We start from the raw sequence: 16222 nt of genomic DNA on the forward strand, positions 1-16222 counted from the left end.
AATGTTCCCTTTATTTTTTATCTTACTGAATTTTAGTCATTATTTGTGGGGATACCTCAGACTCTGACCCCATTTTTCAGCGTGCGAGAAATGTACTCTGACCCCATTTTTTGGGTGTATAAGTGGTCGAAACGCATATGTATTCGCAATATAAATATTGCTGATAGTTGTGGCGTGTTAGCTTAGCACTACATTCAGCGTTCAATTTTCAGGGCGAAATAATCACATGAATAGATCAAAACAACTGTTTACGCTAATTACCTCAGAAGGCGAGCTTCAGGTTTCGTTAAAAGAGGTTGATGTTCCAGAGCCGAAGCCGCACGAAGTGATTGTGCGTATGGAAGCATCTCCTATTAACCCGTCAGACATGTGGCCTATGTTTGGTCCAGCAAGCCTAGATAAAGCGACCTTCGATACAGATAAAAGTGCGTTGGTTGCGCCGGTGCATAAGCCTTTGTTAAATCGTATTAAGTCGCGTTTAGACCAGACTCTGCCTATCGGGAACGAAGGTGCAGGTACGGTTGTTAAGGCGGGTGATAGCCCAGAGGCACAAGCTTTAATGGGCAAAACCGTATCTATTCTTACTGGCGCAGCGTACACCGAGTATGCCTGTGTGCCTATGCAGGCATGCTTGCCTCACCTAGATAGCACAACGCCACAACAAGCAGCGTCGTCATTCGTTAACCCACTGACCGCGCTAGGTATGGTTGAAACCATGCGTATGGAAGGCCACAAAGCGCTAGTGCACACCGCAGCGGCATCAAACCTGGGGCAAATGCTGAACAAGATTTGTTTAGAGCAGGGCGTTGAGCTTGTAAATATTGTTCGCAGCCAAAAGCAGGTAGATATGCTTAAAGAGATCGGCGCGAAAATTGTGCTCGACTCTAGTAGCGAGAATTTTAAAGCCGAACTTTATCAAGCCATCGACAGCACGGGCGCAACACTAGCGTTTGACGCCATTGGCGGCGGTGAGCTAGTTAGCGATATCCTCACTATGATGGAAGCGTCGGGCAGTAAAGATGCAAAAGGCTTTAACACTTACGGCTCTGACAGCAATAAACAAGTGTATATCTACGGCGGCTTAGATTTCTCGCCCACTACTTTGAATCGCGCTTACGGCATGACGTGGAGCATTGGTGGTTGGCTATTAATGCGTTTCTTAGGCAAGCTTGATAAGAAGCGTGTAGGCGAGCTATATCAAAAAGTGGCGACGGAAATTAACACTACCTTTGCGTCGTCTTACACCAAAGAATTGAGTCTTGAGGAGGCACTACAGCCTGAGAATGTAGCGCTTTATAACGCTAAAAAAACCGGTGAAAAATACCTGATTGTGCCAAACAAGGGCTAAACAGCGCAGCGTTTAAATACGGCATTTTCAGCTTAAATTTGTTCAATAATGGGGTCTGTTGATCTTTGATGTACAAACTTCGGTTTAAAGTACATCAAAGGCTACAGGCCTTTTTTGTATTCGTTATCATCCAGCTGCAAAGAAGCTGAAAATGATGCGAAGTAACCAGTAAACAGTAACCGAGATAAAGGTATTTGAGACAGCATGCCTGAAGGCCCAGAGATTCGTCGCGCTGCAGATAAAGTCGAAGCGGTGATAAAAGATATCCCCCTAGAAAAAGTAGAGTTTGGATTAGCTCAGCTAAAACCCTATGTTAAACAGCTAGAAGGCGAAAACGTCTTGCGCATGGAAACCTGTGGCAAGGCGCTAATTACCCATTTTAGTAATGGGCTCTCTATGTATTCACATAACCAACTCTACGGCGTGTGGCATACCTGTAAACGCAACAAAATGCCCGATACTACTCGTCAACTAAGGGTAGGGCTTCATACCGAAACACACAGTGCTATTTTATATAGTGCGTCTGACATTAGCATTTGGCCAACACAAACTATTCATGAACACCCTTTTTTACAAAGAGTTGGACCCGATGTACTCAACGATTTAGTGACAGAAGAGTTGGTATTAGAACGTTTACGTTCTAAAACTTTTTATAACCGCGCACTAAGCGGTTTATATCTGGACCAACGCTTTATGGCAGGTCTGGGCAACTATCTTCGCAGCGAAATATTGTTTGCAGCAGGTGTTCACCCCTCACTTAAACCCTCTCAGTTAGATGATGAGCAGCTACGCACCTTGTCACATCACACCTTAGCAATATGCAAACGCAGCTATGAAACCGGTGGCTATACCGTGTACACAGAACTACGCGAAGTGCTTGAAGCAAAAGGCGTTAACTTTGAAGGTACGCGGTTTATGGTGTTCGACAGGGAAGAGCAGCCTTGTAGAGTTTGCGCCACTCCAATAAAACGCCAAACGTATAATGGGCGGCGTCTTTATTGGTGTAGCCGGTGCCAGGCGAAGTAATCCACATCCCGGTTTTTTGATGATTAATTAATAATCTGTTTGACTTGTTTCCAATTACGATTAATTATATTCCGTAACTGGTTACGGAGTTTTGTGAAATGAAGTCATTTAATGAATTGGGGCATATTGCATTAGGTACTGCCTTACGTCAGTTAGCCGCGCAGGTGTCAAAGGATGCGGAAAATACTTATGCGAAATTTGGATTTGCGATAGAGCCAAAGTGGTTTCCAGTATTTTATGTGCTCGCGTCAAAAGGTGCTGATTCCGTCGTGAATATCGCTAAAGAGATAAATCATTCTCACGTGTCGGTGAGTAAAATCGTAAAAGAAATGAAAGCACGCGACCTAATTGAAAGCTACAGATCGAGCGACGATTCGCGGGTTACGTTGGTGGCGTTAAACGACAAAGCGAAAGCGATGGTGCCCCAAATGGAAAAGCAATGCGACGCCATAGACGCAGCCATGCGCGAGCTAAAGGAAGAAACGGGTATCGATTTATGGGAAGCGGTGAGCGTAGTTGAAAGGCACCTTCGATATCGCCCCATAAGTGCAAGAGTGGACGCTCACTCGCCTGATATCAAGGTAGTCGATTATGCGCCAAAGTATCGCGAGGCATTTAAATCGCTCAATGTTGAATGGATAAGTAAATATTGGGAATTGGAAGAGCCCGACTTTAAAGCGCTCCACGACCCTGAAGGCTACATTTTGAATCAGTCGGGTGTGATATTAATCGCGTTAGATAAGGGCGAACCCATAGGCTGCTGTGCACTTATTAAACAAGCTGACGATACGTTTGAACTTGCCAAAATGGCGGTGTCTCCCGAAGCTCAAGGTAAAGGGGTAGGGCTGCTGTTGGGTAAAAGTATTGTCGAAAGAGCGAAACTGATGGGGTTAAAGCGGCTTTATTTAGAAAGCAACTCGGTACTTAAGCCCGCGGTAAGTTTGTACGAAAAGATAGGATTTAAGCATATTAAGGGGGCGTCGTCGCCTTACGCGAGATGTGATGTGCAGATGGAGCTACAGTTAAAATAGTCTGGGCGTACGAAAGTACGCGTAAGAAAAGACAGGACTCTAACGACCTGCCCGGTGCTTTACAAGCATGAACACTAACATCACGTTTAAGCCAAATATGGCAATGCACAACGACCCAATAGTGGCATCTCTGAAGCTAAAGAATTGAGCCACGGTGCCTGCGCCAATGGTGCCTAGCATCATACCCACCCGAGTGGCGTTTGAATAAAACGCTGAAGTGAATCCAGTTAAGTCGGGCGCTTGTTGTTGGAGCAAGGTCAATCCAATACCGGCATATAAACCGTAGAACAGCGCGTTCAATATTTGAAGGGTCAATAACTCCCAACTCGACTGAGAAAAGTACACGCCAACGTAGAAGCAACAGCCGAAAATAAATGCCACTGCCATGATACCCGCAGGTGGGAAGCGTCGGGCTAATTTGGCTGCTAGCAGCATGGTAGGTATTTCAAGTGCGGCCACAACCCCCATCATTAGCCCAGGCAAATTTTCCGGTAACCCCAGTTCATTCATTACGTACAAAGGCATGGATGATAAATACATGACATTGCCCGCCATTCCGGCAAGTATGGCTAACCCCACAAGCCAAAACGGCAGTGATAGCGAGCCTTTAAGCGTTGTATTGAGTGACTGTTGATTGGCTTTTTGAGGCGGCACAATGTTCACCACAAAAAGCGTTGCAACAATCACGCATGCAATGGCCACCGAGAAGGACGCTGCGAAGCCAAAATTGGCAACCAGCGTAAATGCCAGCGGCGGACCTACTACCCAAGCGAGAGAAATGGCAGCGCGAACTTTTGAGTTAAATGCAGCTAAGTCAATGTCTTGGTTTTTTGCCCATAATCCCGAAACGGTCAACATTTGAGACACGGCTCCAGCGCCCACCGACATAAACAAGACGCCAGCGAGAAATACGTGCCAAAACTGTTTGCTAAAGATAAAGGCGACCATGGCAATGCCCACGCAAATCATGGTTAGCCCGTAAAGGCGATTTGCGTTAAAACCTTTGTCTGCCAAGTGCCCGAGGTACTGACTGATCACCAACCCTGATAGCGTAACGGACACCATATAAATACTTATATAAATAGGCTCAACGTTGATCTCATCAACGAGGAAATAGCTCATCAGTGGCGTAACAAACGACGATGTTAGGCCAGTTAATAGACTTAACAGTAAAAAAGGAAGCTGTGGAGAAAATGCGTGACGCGATGACATGAGGATACGAGCTCCGAGGGACTGTTAAACGTGGTTGACCGAAATTCGTAAAGAAAAGGTCGCAGCCCTTAATAACGAGGGCGCATTATAAGTGCTGCGTATCTCATGTCTATGACAAAGCTTTTATTAGTTATGCCGTTTTAAATACTTGGTTTACCTCATATGCTCAAGCACTGCGCGCTTTTTAAATTTAAAGAAAGCTCGCAATTTCGCTAAGCGACTTTTTTTGCATGGCGTGTGCAGGAATTGTGGCGTTATCCGCCGGATAGCCCGCAATAATAAGCATATAAGCACGCTCGTTATCAGGCCGCTGACAGACTTCGGTTAAAAAGTTCATTGGCTTTGGTGTGTGGGTCAAGGTTGCCAAACCTGCGTTGTGGAGTGAAGTAATAAGCATACCCACTGCGATACCCACCGATTCGTGCACATAGTAGTTTTGGCTTTTTTCGCCCGATTCTGTCTCTCCAAACTTTTGACTGAATACGGCAATAAGCCAAGGCGCGGTTTCCAGATAAGGTTTACTTGCGTCAGTGCCTAACGGCTTTAGGTCATCTAGCCACTGTTGCCCAGCACGCCCATTATAAAAACCGCGCTCATGCGCTTCAGCCTGTTCGCGTATTTGTTGTTTTACTTCGGGCGACTGAATAGCGGCGAAATGCCAAGGCTGATGATTCGCTCCACTAGGTGCAGTGCCAGCAGTCAAAATACAGTTTTCAATTACCGCTTTATCAACGTGCTTGTCACTAAAGTGACGAATACTGTGGCGGCGCTGCATGGTTTTCAAAAAATCTTCGCTTCGGGAAAGCATTTGCTCTTCAGGGTACTCAATAAAATCACTGAGCGGAGAATGGTCGTGAGGCTGCATTTATAATCTCGTTTTTCTGCTTTTTTACTACTCTATCGTTAGTGACGGGTTATTAAAAATAAAAACGCGCTAACTAGAGCGTGTTATTTACATCGAAATAAAAAATAGCGTAAACAAGTATGCACAATAAAAAAGCGACTCACTCAGGCAAAAGTGAATCGCTTTGGTGCAATTTGTTGGTAGTAGAAAATGCTGTTAGTGGCGTTTGAACGGCGGACGAGTGCCGCGTTTTTGCGTGTCAGTTTGCTCTTCTAGCATTTCAAGTTGGGCAACGTCATACACAGGCATCATTGTTGTCACTCTGCGATACGGTGGCTTACCGCGCATGATGACTTCTTTCACTTCTACGTATTCAATAGCTTCTTGCCCTACTGATTCCAATTGCGCTACATCGTTAACCGATAAGCTTACGATCTTGCGTTTAAATGGAGGCTTTCCTGAATAATCAACTACTTGTACATCAACCGTTTCATCAGTTGATGATGTCATAGCTTGCGCTGCGTTTGCAGAAAAACCAAGTGAAACAGCCGTAATTAATGAACTCAATACATAGCGTAATTTCATGTCGTGTCCTCTCGTTGACATACTTACCTTTCTACATTGTATGAGCGAAAAAGTTCTAAACAATGACGATTGGTGATAGGTAATTGCTATCACCTAATTGGATATAGAGAATTTGAGTAATCAAGAGGATAGAGAGCAGTTGAAAGAGAAGTTACTGCGTTGAAAACGGAGTGTTTAGCCTTGGTGCGGAATAAATGGTTTTGTGCACTATTATGGTGCTGTGGCACCGTCTGGTATTGTAGAGTTTCGGTAAAATCAATCATTTACCCTTTGGTCTTTATCTTGCTGTCAATCAACACCTATGTAAAGAGTCGACAAAGGGTGTATGTGCGGTGAGTGTAAAATCTAAAATTCCCTTATTTGTTCTGCTAACTTTTTGGTTAGCGTGCACATCTGCCGTGTCAGCGATAGAGCAAAATATTCCTCTTTCACAAAGCAAAGGCGGAACACTGTACCTAGAAGCGACCCTAGAATCGAACATAAAGGCTTCGTTTCTATTAGATACGGGTTCAAGCTTGTTAACCCTCAATCAAGCTACGTTCGATGCGCTAACAAGAAATCAAAAGCTTCTTGCCACCAGAACCTCTGCTGCCAGAATGGCAAATGGAAAGATCGTTAAAATATCTCAGTATCAATTAAACTCGGTTCGTATAGGAAATACGTGCGAAGTGGGGCCAGTGGAAGTGGCCGTGCTTCCCAAAGGGAACAATATTTTAGGTATTAATACGTTGCTTAGGGTCGCACCTTTAACTATAACACCAGACGCTGTGATTTTAGCAGGGTGTGAATAGCGTGAATGACTCACTTTTGTTTGATTAAACAGCAAAAAAAAGCGAACCCGAAGGTTCGCTTTCAAATTTTCTTTTTTTGCTGGAAGATTAAATTAATCGTCGCACTCGCTAACGTCGCCGCCCATTTGCTCTTTCATTTTTACGCAAGCTTCATAAGCTTTCTTCGCTGCGGCGTCTTTAAATTCGCCAGCTTTCTCAGCCGTTGCGTCGTATGCGTCAGAGGCCATTTTCTTGCCATCTTCGTATGCGTCTGAAGCCATCTCTTTGCCGTCATCAAAGGCATCAGAAGCCATTTCTTTACCTTCTTCGTAAGCTTCAGAGTTCGCGTCTTTGGTTTTATCCCAAGAATCTGCAGCACTTTCTTTTGCGCTGTCATAGGCGTCAGCTGTCGCTTCGCCCGCTTTTTCCATCTCTTTTTTTACTTCGCTTTTCGTCTCTTCGCTAGACTCAGTACAGCCCATTAAAGACAGTAACAGTGCTAACGCCATTGCTTTAGTTTTCATTGTGAAGCTCCTTTTGCTGGGATAGTGGCTTGTTTCAAAGCCGGTCAACATGGTGTGTTCAAATATCCATTGTAAACGTTCAAAATGCCTGCCGTTTTATTGTCATATTCGGCAAGCTGAATATTCGACGAGACCAGTCTAGCCTACTTACCTGATAAAGTGTAAGTAGACTTTATGAGGAAAAATGAAAGGTTTATAACCAAAAACAAACCTAGCTAAGATTGAACAAAGAAGTTGGATATCCTGTTCTGCAAAGCGTGATGTGGGTTACTCTTCTGGGCCTTGTGTGGTGAATATAAGATGTCGACGCATATCTTTTAACACTACGCCTTTTTTAAGCAGCGCTGCGCTTAATTTTCGCTGCCACTTCTTTAGCTCGGGCTCAGCGTTTGACACCGCTTCTTCATTTTCGAATTGAAAGCGAAGCAGTAACGAGCCGGGGAATTGGTGATACTGAACGTCAAACCAACACTGTTGCATACCATTTAACTCTTCAAGCGCTTGTGCTTCAAGGCTATCAGCTATACTAAAGACCAGTGCTTGCTGTTTGAGTTGAACGGCAGAGAGTTTTTTCATTACAAATGCTTCTCTATAGACACTTCAACGCTCTCGGTGACATCTGCACCTTCAATGGTTAGCCACATTTGCCCATCTTGAATAGTAACCTGTATTTGCATAGAGCGATGAACAGCATTGGCCAAAGTAGCGGCAAGCGACTCTGGCAAAGTAAACACCGACAAATTCTTTCTTGTTTGCAGCTTGTTTTGCTCCTTCTTCCACCACGCATCGAAGCTGTTGTCGGCGTAGGAATAAATCATCATTTGCTGGCTTTGATTGCAGCCCTTTTTGATGCGCTGTTCAGAGGGTTGGCCTAACTCAATCCACAGTTCTATTTCATCGCTAAAACTCTTTTGCCATAAATCTGGAACGTCATCGTCAGACAGTCCTTTGGTAAACTGTAGGCGTTCATGAGCATTAACAATAAACGCAACCACGCGCAACATCATTCGTTCGTCATTTTCAGAAGGGTGACGGGCAATAGTAAGGTTGTGGTCGTTATAGTAACTGCGATCCATATCCGTTATGGATATGTCAGCTTTAAAAATGGTCGCTTTAAGAGCCATGGTGTTCCTGCTTTGTTCTTAGGAGGCTTGAAGTTAACCCCGTGTGCTATGTAAAAAAGTGGCATAGCAAGTTTTGGCGCTATAGTAGCAGTAAAAAGCAAATTTCGCTGTAGGTGAGTAGCGCCCATTACAAGTATTTGTCGGTTTATTTATTGGAGTGCGAAATTTCTAGTGAAGCTTCTCGGTCATATTGGACATCGCGCAAAGCGCGGATAACCAAAAACTAAACAAACAAAAATGATAACGGAGAGGGTTGATGAAGAGACTAGTGGCTATGGCGATGTTAATGTTCGGCTGTATAGCAGGCGCATCAAATGCGTATGCTTTGGAGCGCGGCACTATTGCAGAAGATGCAGATTCAGTAACGCCGTTGCTTAATGGTCAAGTGGCGCCTAAAACAACGCTTAAAATGGCAGATGGCTCGCCGGTAAGCTTACAAGCGCTTACTATGCAAAAGCCCAGCATTGTACTTTTTTATCGCGGCGGGTGGTGCCCGTATTGTAATGAGCAGCTTGCCCAGCTTAAAGATATTGAAAAAGACTTGGTGGATATGGGCTATCAGATTTTGGCCATTTCACCTGAATCACCAGAGCGCTTGCAAGAGCAAAAGCTTGAAACAGAATTCTTGGTTACGCTTTTATCCGACGACAAACTAGAGACTATTCGTGAGTTCGGCGTTGGATTCTACCTAGATACTGTGACTGAGTTAAAGTACAAAACCTATGGCATTAACTTAACAAAAGATGAAAGTGGTAATAGTGTTTTACCAGCACCCAGCATCTTCATGCTCAATAAAAAAGGGCAGGTTTTGTTTAGCTATGTTAACCCAGACTTCAAAGTTCGTCCGTCGGCAGACTTAGTTTTAGCGGTTGCGAAAACCCTTAAAAAAGAAATGTAATGCGAATAGCCTTACCAAGGCGTTGTTCCTGGTAAGGCATGCCAAAAGAACTTTATGATATCGAGCACTACATTTCATCGTGTCTAATATTGATTCAGTTAGATTCGCACGTATTTGACTGTCATAACGAGCTGTACTTAACCATTCACCAAGTCACCCTATCTCAAACTGTAAGGAGTAAGCATTTACACTGAGATCAATGAAGTGATGTGCGTGGCTAGACGTTTAGGTTCAATATAAGTGTCGCCTTTACAGTTGTTTACGACGCTTAATAGCTGAGTAAGTAAGTGTTTATTCGCTACGTTCCGCTGACATATGGCGTGAACGGTATTGAGTTCAAGTGTACTTGCTAACGCGTACACACCTTTCAAATTGCGATTTATTAGAAGCGCGTTTAACACGCGGTTAGCGGTGTATCGACGCCACGCCATATGAAAGCTGTCGAAATCGCACGTTAAGTCAACAGTTAACGCCACACGAAGCGCCCAAGACAATGGGCGAAAGTGTAAAAGATGTTCGGTTAGTAAGAATATTTCAAGTGCATGGTCAACAAACAGTGACGGCTTTGCAGTTTCACTTAGCGCAATAATGGGGAATAGCCCTTCAGCAGCGAACATAGACTCTACGAATTCAAAGGTGTAATACCCGTTACCATGAAGAGCAAGAAGGCATGTCTCAATTTCATCGAGAAGCGTTTCATCGAGGGTATTAGCAATGTCTTGAAGCGTTAGGTTATCTAAAAACTTCTCAACGTTCGGATAGAGGGCATTAATCTCAGCCCATTTACTTTCTTTTGAATGACGTAAGGCCCTCTGATATTTAAGAACGTCGTCATGCCGTGTTAAATCGATTTGGGTGTGCAATTCGTTTCTCGAATAAATCCATCCTGCCCAAGCTATCATTGGCGAGTCCGCAAATCCAAGTGCGTGGAGCTCATTGAGCGAAGAACCTAATGAGCATACCGCTTCCACCAAGCCATGGGCTGCCTTTACATCATTCCCCATAAAATCGGGTTCTTCTTGCATATGTTCGAATGAATACACGCCATTACGCCAGCCTGCTAAATAGCAGCCTTCTATACATTTTCCGCACATGACTGTGCTCCTGTTAGTGTTTTTTGGTGATAATGAAGAGGCCTGTTGCTCTTTGGTGGTATTTAGCCTGTGTGACAAGGCGCACGCCAACGAGCAACTGGCTCGTTGCTATTGAAAGTTATGAAAAGTAATCAAGAAAAGCATCGATAGAGTGAAGTTAGATGCCTAGTACGAACTTAAAACAAATTTTGTTTCAAAAAAAGTACTGTTTTGTCCCGCTATAAAAAAGTTATTTTCTGCAAGAATGCGAGGTTTACAGCGCCAAGTGGTATAGTAGGGCTTACGCCTTAACCCATCGTATTTCCATGATAAATAAAAACTTTCCATTACTTGATTTACATCGTCATTTAGATGGCAATGTGCGTCTGCAAACCATTCTGGAGCTCGGTCAGCAATTTAACATTTGTTTGCCAGCTTATTCGTTGGAAGGCTTGCGACCGCATGTTCGAGTAATGGAGATCGCCCCCGATTTGGTGTCATTTTTAGATAAGCTTACTTGGGGCGTTAAGGTGTTAGGCAGTCTCGACGCCTGCAAACGGGTAGCGATAGAGAATGTAGAAGATGCAGCTAAGCAGGGTATTGACTACACAGAGCTGCGTTTTAGTCCTTATTTTATGGGTGAAAGTCACGGGCTACCGACACAAGGTGTGGTTGAGGCCGTAATAGACGGTGTAAAAAGCGCAACTAAAGATCACGATGTTAAAGTTAATCTCATCGGTATTTTGTCGCGTTCTTATGGCGCAAAAGTATGTCAGCATGAGCTAGATTCAATCTTGGCCTGTAAAGCGCATATAACTGCAATTGATTTGGCGGGTGATGAAAAAGGCTTTCCTGGCAACATGTTCATAGAGCACTTTACAAAAGTGCGCCGCGAAGGGCTGCCTATCACAATTCATGCAGGTGAAGCAGTAGGCCCACAGAGTATTTGGCAAGCCATTAACGACTTAGGTGCTGTGCGTATAGGACACGGCGTTAATGCTGTTAATGATGCTAAGCTAATGGACTATTTGCGCGACAACCGTATTGGTATTGAAAGCTGTTTAACCAGCAACGTATTGACGAACACGGTCACATCATTAACTGAGCACCCGTTAACCACCTTTTTGGATCACGGCATACTCGCCTGCCTGAATACCGACGACCCGGCAGTTCAAGGTGTAGAGCTAGATCACGAATTCTCCGTTGCAGCTAAGCAAGCTGGCCTTATGCCTTCTCATATTAAACAAGCGCAAGAGAATGCGCTTGCAATTGCTTTTTTAAGTGAAAGCGAAAAAGCCGCACTTAAGCGCAAAGTAAATTAATCCGAAAGATAAAAATCGTGCCGTGGTTAAACGGGCCGTAACATTATTTTGATTAATAATGCCACCGGTGGCATTATTGTCGTGATGTGAACAATTTGTTTCTTAAACGTAATAAGTTACGACTTAAATAATGGAGCTTTTATGCTGCGCTTTATACCTGATGTTGACCGTTCTATGAGTAGCTACCCCAGCCGTTTCACACACCGCCGGGCTTTGGGATGGGTGGCGTTTATTGTGACCCTTCTAACTTGTTCCTATGCGTCGGCATCTACTGACGAAGACTGGGAAATTGCTGAACAGATTGTAAATCAGATCCAGCTGCCCACTATTCCAAACGAAAAATTTGTGGTTGATGTGAGTGATACTTCACTAAGTGCAGCGCGAGCGCCAATTCAAAGTGTAATTGACAAGGCTTCGGCTAGCGGCGGCGGTATTGTTGTTGTGCCCAAAGGAACATGGCAAGTAGACGGTCCTATTCGTCTTAAAAGCAAAGTGAACTTGCACCTAGAGGAAGGCGCTACTCTGCTGTTTTCCGGCGACCCTTCGCACTACCTACCGGTGGTTAAAACCCGTTGGGAGGGTACTGAGGTATTTACCTATTCACCGCTAATTTATGCGCTAAATGTGGAAGATGTGGCAATTACAGGTAAAGGTACTATCGACGGAAATGCCCAATCGGCGTTCATTGGCTGGTATGAGAAACAAAATACAGATATGCATGCGCTTCGTAAAATGGGGTTTGATGGCGTTCCAGTAGAGAAGCGTCAGTTCGGAGAAGGGCATTACTTGCGCCCTCCGCTTATTCAGTTTTTCCACGCCAAGCGTGTGCTGCTTGAAGATTATACGGCCCTGAACTCACCGTTTTGGGTTAATCACTTAGTTTATACTTCTCATGCTACGGTAAGACGAGTGAAGGTAGAAAGTCACCTGTACAACAACGATGGGTTAGACATTGAGTCGAGCCAGTATGTGCTTGCTGAAGATAATCACTTTAGAACCGGTGATGACGGTATCGTTATTAAGTCTGGTAGAGACGCCGACGGTCGAAATATAGGTATACCTAGCAAAGACATTGTTGCGCGAAACAATGATTTAGGCGGGGAAGACGGCATTGGTCTTGGTTCGGAAATGTCTGGCGGCATTAAGCGCGTATTTTTCGAGAACAATGTCTTGCATGAGGGAGACTCAGCATATCGTTTTAAAAGCAACTTAGACAGAGGCGGGCGCGTAGAAATGGTTCGAATTAGAGGCAGTAAAGTGGCTTCGTTTAAGCACTTATTCTGGTTCCAGCTAAACTACCCCAGTAATTTACATGGTAATTTCCCGGCTACCTATACCGACATTATTATTGAAGATTTAACGGTAGAAAATGTGGGAACGGTTTTGGAAATTCACGCTCCGGACGCAGCCCCTGTGCACAACGTTAAATTCAAAGACATTAAAATTAAGGAAGCAGAAGAAATTCTTGTCCTAGAAAATGCCGACGATATTAGCTTTGAAAATGTCAGCATAGGTGAGCAAATCTGGAACGGCACGTTTTCTTCGCTGCACATAGAATCTATTACTCGCTAGAAAACAGGTTAAACGCGATAGGTTGTTCGCATTGGTCCTTTATTTTCGCCGTAACAAGCGGCTAATTAATTGTAGGCGAACCTATTTAGGTTCGCTGGCTTTCAGTTTCGACCAGCTCAACAACAAGGCGTAAATTACTTTGTGTTGATACCGCATTAAATGGGTAGCAGGTAACTAAGTAGAGCTGCTGCCCATTTACATCTACTTTCATTGCCGAGGCGGCATCGACTATCGTCTTCGATACAACCCGATAGGTTACCCACTGTGAGTTCGGCAACTGCAATTGCATAATATCTCTGGCTCTCACCTTCTTTAAGAACGTGAAGTGAGTATCTCTATGCCCGCCAATCACACTACCACCCTGTCCGAGTGGGGGCGAGCCGGTGTGGTGTCCAGGGCCAAATGCAAGGGCGTTTCCCTGTGCGCCTTCTAGTACATACAGCTGCGTTTCGCTTTTGGCATGAACCAGCTTGCCTACTGGCCAGGTATCAGACCAACGCCAAGGCTTCTGGTTAGCACCAGTGGTTAGCGTTTCTTCCCACGAAGATTGAATTAAATATTGCGCGAGCTCAGCTTTCAGTAATATCCAGCCAGCTTTGCCAAAGCTGGCTGTGGCGATCAAGACTAAGATGATAGTAAAAGAGTATTTAATCATTGTTTGTCCAAGCAATATTCAGTCAAAAAATAAAGAAATGAGCTTAAGGTGCTAATCTCGTCCCCCTTTGTTTCGCAAGAAGGCGACGCTGTGAAAAAGCGATAATAAAAGCATGGCAATCATGCCTAATACGACATGTTCAGATACACCCGCTGCGGTTTGGGGGTAACTGATTTGTCTGAATTGCGTTCCCTGTGGCATTAGGTTTCTTACGTTTTCGGTGGAAGACGGTATGCGCTGTGTATTTGCTATTTTTTCTTCAATAGCAACGAAGCTGGTGAACTCTGTTATAAGTTTATGGGGCAGGGCTACAGCAAGAATGTCCTGTTTTACTTCATCTACATTTCGCCCTAACGCTTTTTCATCCATTAACGCCGCCACTTTCTTTCTTGCCCAAGCAGTCGCTACGCCAAGGTGTTGAGTAGAACCTGTCGACGTTGGCGATATTGCTATCGAACGGGTCCACTCGCGAGTAGTGCCCTGCTTGTCTACAAGTGCGCCTTGAAGGGCCATTTTTCCGCTTGTACCGGCGTTATGAGGCAGTTTCACATTCAAAAGTAAAGGAACTCCCGCGTATAAATCAGGGATCTTAGAAGGGTAAATCTCTGCTGACTGTGCATAGCCAGCTGGTAGAGTGAGGCTTAAATCACTCAACACAGGGCTTTCTAATTTATAAAGCAAGCTATCCATTTGCTGTTTAATATCTGCCGTATTGCTAACAAATACATAGCTTCCGCGACCAAACTGAGCGGCTCGGGTCATAAAATAGCTATTAGGCGCGCTGCCTATGCCTACTGTAAAAAGGCGCGCATCACCCAGTTCGTTCTTTATTTGCGAGAACAATGCAGCTTCATTGCCTACCGCACCATCGGTAATAAAGACAACTTGTTTTATAAAATCTTTAGTTGTCGTGCGCTTAAGTGCGGCATTAAGCGCTGGCGCCATTTCAGTGCCGCCCCCTGCATTGAGGTGCTTTACAAAATCCCTCGCATATTGCTTGTTTCGTGTTGTTCCCTCTACGGAGGTTTCAAACAAACGCGTGGTGTCATTGTTGAATGCAACAACATTAAATCGGTCTTTCTCACTCAAGCGGTCTATCGCTAATTGTAAACTCTCTTTTGCGTCGACAATCGGGCGACCTCCCATAGAGCCTGACGTGTCGATAACGAAGGTGATATCGCGATCAAAATCCTGTAAATCTTGGCTCTTCACTTGTGGCGGCATTAGCATAACAAGGGCGTAGTCATGTTGACCTTTCGATTCAGTGAAAATAGCTGCTTGTGGTGCACTAGAGGGCGAGGGCTGCCACTCTAGCCAAATGTCTCGGTCCATTTTGATATTGCTTTGATTAAAGGTGACAAGATAATTACCTGTGGATTCTGACCAATTCACACGATGATTTCTGCTAGTGACGCTATTAAGCGTTAAACCGGTATTTAGTGTTGCGTTGAACGTAAGTTGCGGGCCTTCATTGCCTTCTCTCATATAAGGCGTGATAGCTCTGGCATCGGGTACCTGATCTGTGGGTTCTCCCCAACCTGTACCTGATATTTCAGCCTCTATATTCTCGTTAAACTGATTTAGCAGAATGCCGGGCGAATAGCGAGGAGTGAGCGTAGTAGGCAAGTGAAAAGTAAATTTTCCATCGCGGTAGTCTACCTGTTGGACATACTGAAGTGTCACCGTTATTTCCTCACCCGGCGCTATATTCGCGACCTGCTGGGTGAATAAATTTGGGCGTTGTTGCTTTGTTAAACTGGCTTTCTTACCCGCTTTTTTGGCCGCTTCAAATGCTTCTTTCGCTTCTGCCTTCGGCTTAATTTGCCCCCGGATTATTCTGTCTCCTATACGCATTTCCATACTGTTAATCGCCGCGTTTTCATTAAGCGGAAAGGTGTAAACGGCATGCTTCCATTCATTACTGGTGTTAGTGAATTTTTGAGAATAGGTAACGTGCGCAATCATGCCATTCACCTGTAAATCCACGTCAGTTGAATGCAAAAGAGCGGGGGAAGACTCACCGTCTACGCTTTGCAGCATCAATTCGCCAGACTCAGCGCGACTTAGCGGGCTAACTACTACACCAAGCAAAAAGCACAGGAAGGAAGTAAGGATAAGCAACCTGTGATTACGCGGCTTGGCTGCATGGTGCCGTTCCCTAAATAAAGGTTTGTAAGTATTGGCAGGCATTAAATAATCCCGCTTGGGTGTTTTGGAAAATAGCATCAGGTAAGCTCG

General features: G+C 44.6%; 16 protein-coding genes. 7 read left to right on the top strand and 9 right to left on the bottom strand.

Annotated features, from left to right (window positions below; translation table 11 throughout):
- Positions 1-226: 226 nt before the first annotated feature.
- The 3 genes from NO989_RS15805 (at position 227) to NO989_RS15815 (ending at position 3405) form a co-directional block, all read left to right on the top strand.
- Positions 227-1348 carry a zinc-binding dehydrogenase gene (locus tag NO989_RS15805; RefSeq protein WP_371342861.1) on the top strand — a complete coding sequence of 374 codons (1122 nt, stop codon included), beginning with the start codon at positions 227-229 and terminating at the stop codon, positions 1346-1348.
- 204 nt (positions 1349-1552) lie between these two features.
- Positions 1553-2374, top strand: coding sequence for an endonuclease VIII (gene nei, locus NO989_RS15810; RefSeq protein ID WP_371342862.1), 822 nt, complete (start codon positions 1553-1555; stop codon positions 2372-2374).
- Between the two features lie 98 nt (positions 2375-2472).
- Positions 2473-3405 (top strand): GNAT family N-acetyltransferase, encoded by a 933-nt coding sequence (locus NO989_RS15815; RefSeq protein ID WP_371342863.1) that lies wholly within the window; start codon positions 2473-2475, stop codon positions 3403-3405.
- Positions 3406-3444: 39 nt separating this feature from the next.
- Here NO989_RS15815 and NO989_RS15820 read toward each other — a convergent pair whose 3' ends face one another.
- From NO989_RS15820 to NO989_RS15830, 3 genes are all read right to left on the bottom strand, one after another.
- Positions 3445-4617 carry a sugar efflux transporter gene (locus NO989_RS15820; RefSeq protein WP_371342864.1) on the bottom strand — a complete coding sequence of 391 codons (1173 nt, stop codon included), beginning with the start codon at positions 4615-4617 and terminating at the stop codon, positions 3445-3447.
- Positions 4618-4807: 190 nt separating this feature from the next.
- The gene (locus NO989_RS15825; protein WP_348670730.1) at positions 4808-5482 is read right to left on the bottom strand and encodes a nitroreductase family protein; all 675 of its coding nucleotides are present in this window, start codon (positions 5480-5482) and stop codon (positions 4808-4810) included.
- Between the two features lie 195 nt (positions 5483-5677).
- Entirely contained in the window at positions 5678-6046 is a 369-nt protein-coding gene (locus NO989_RS15830; protein WP_348670729.1) for a hypothetical protein, read from the bottom strand.
- A 332-nt stretch (positions 6047-6378) separates the two neighbouring features.
- Between NO989_RS15830 and NO989_RS15835 the strand changes: the two genes are divergently transcribed.
- Positions 6379-6837 carry a retropepsin-like aspartic protease gene (locus NO989_RS15835; RefSeq protein WP_014950335.1) on the top strand — a complete coding sequence of 153 codons (459 nt, stop codon included), beginning with the start codon at positions 6379-6381 and terminating at the stop codon, positions 6835-6837.
- Between the two features lie 92 nt (positions 6838-6929).
- Here NO989_RS15835 and NO989_RS15840 read toward each other — a convergent pair whose 3' ends face one another.
- The 3 genes from NO989_RS15840 to NO989_RS15850 form a co-directional block, all read right to left on the bottom strand.
- Complete coding sequence (locus NO989_RS15840; RefSeq protein WP_371342865.1) at positions 6930-7340, bottom strand: hypothetical protein; 411 nt, start codon at positions 7338-7340, stop codon at positions 6930-6932.
- 267 nt (positions 7341-7607) lie between these two features.
- Complete coding sequence (locus NO989_RS15845) at positions 7608-7916, bottom strand: hypothetical protein (protein WP_014950333.1); 309 nt, start codon at positions 7914-7916, stop codon at positions 7608-7610.
- A complete protein-coding gene (locus tag NO989_RS15850; protein ID WP_348670727.1) occupies positions 7916-8464 on the bottom strand; it encodes a YaeQ family protein in 549 nt (182 codons plus the stop codon). Before NO989_RS15850 ends, NO989_RS15845 begins: the two co-directional genes overlap by 1 nt.
- A 256-nt stretch (positions 8465-8720) precedes the next feature.
- Between NO989_RS15850 and NO989_RS15855 the strand changes: the two genes are divergently transcribed.
- Positions 8721-9362, top strand: a complete 642-nt coding sequence (locus tag NO989_RS15855; RefSeq protein ID WP_156086752.1) for a peroxiredoxin-like family protein — start codon at positions 8721-8723, stop codon at positions 9360-9362.
- 185 nt (positions 9363-9547) lie between these two features.
- Here NO989_RS15855 and NO989_RS15860 read toward each other — a convergent pair whose 3' ends face one another.
- Positions 9548-10456: a hypothetical protein gene (locus NO989_RS15860; RefSeq protein WP_348670726.1), complete on the bottom strand. Its 909-nt coding sequence runs from the start codon at positions 10454-10456 to the stop codon at positions 9548-9550.
- A 305-nt stretch (positions 10457-10761) separates the two neighbouring features.
- On the opposite strand from NO989_RS15860, the gene add reads away from it, so the two are divergent.
- Both add and NO989_RS15870 read left to right on the top strand, forming a co-directional pair.
- Complete coding sequence (gene add / locus NO989_RS15865; protein WP_348670725.1) at positions 10762-11757, top strand: adenosine deaminase; 996 nt, start codon at positions 10762-10764, stop codon at positions 11755-11757.
- A gap of 141 nt (positions 11758-11898) precedes the next feature.
- Positions 11899-13329: a glycoside hydrolase family 28 protein gene (locus tag NO989_RS15870; RefSeq protein ID WP_348670724.1), complete on the top strand. Its 1431-nt coding sequence runs from the start codon at positions 11899-11901 to the stop codon at positions 13327-13329.
- A gap of 85 nt (positions 13330-13414) precedes the next feature.
- On the opposite strand, the gene NO989_RS15875 is transcribed toward NO989_RS15870, so the two are convergent.
- Positions 13415-13984, bottom strand: a complete 570-nt coding sequence (locus tag NO989_RS15875) for a class GN sortase (RefSeq protein WP_348670723.1) — start codon at positions 13982-13984, stop codon at positions 13415-13417.
- Between the two features lie 51 nt (positions 13985-14035).
- Positions 14036-16174 carry a marine proteobacterial sortase target protein gene (locus tag NO989_RS15880; RefSeq protein WP_348670722.1) on the bottom strand — a complete coding sequence of 713 codons (2139 nt, stop codon included), beginning with the start codon at positions 16172-16174 and terminating at the stop codon, positions 14036-14038.
- Between the last annotated feature and the right edge of the window lie 48 nt (positions 16175-16222).

The organism is Alteromonas sp. DY56-G5 (assembly GCF_041414725.1).
GTDB lineage: Bacteria > Pseudomonadota > Gammaproteobacteria > Enterobacterales > Alteromonadaceae > Alteromonas > Alteromonas macleodii.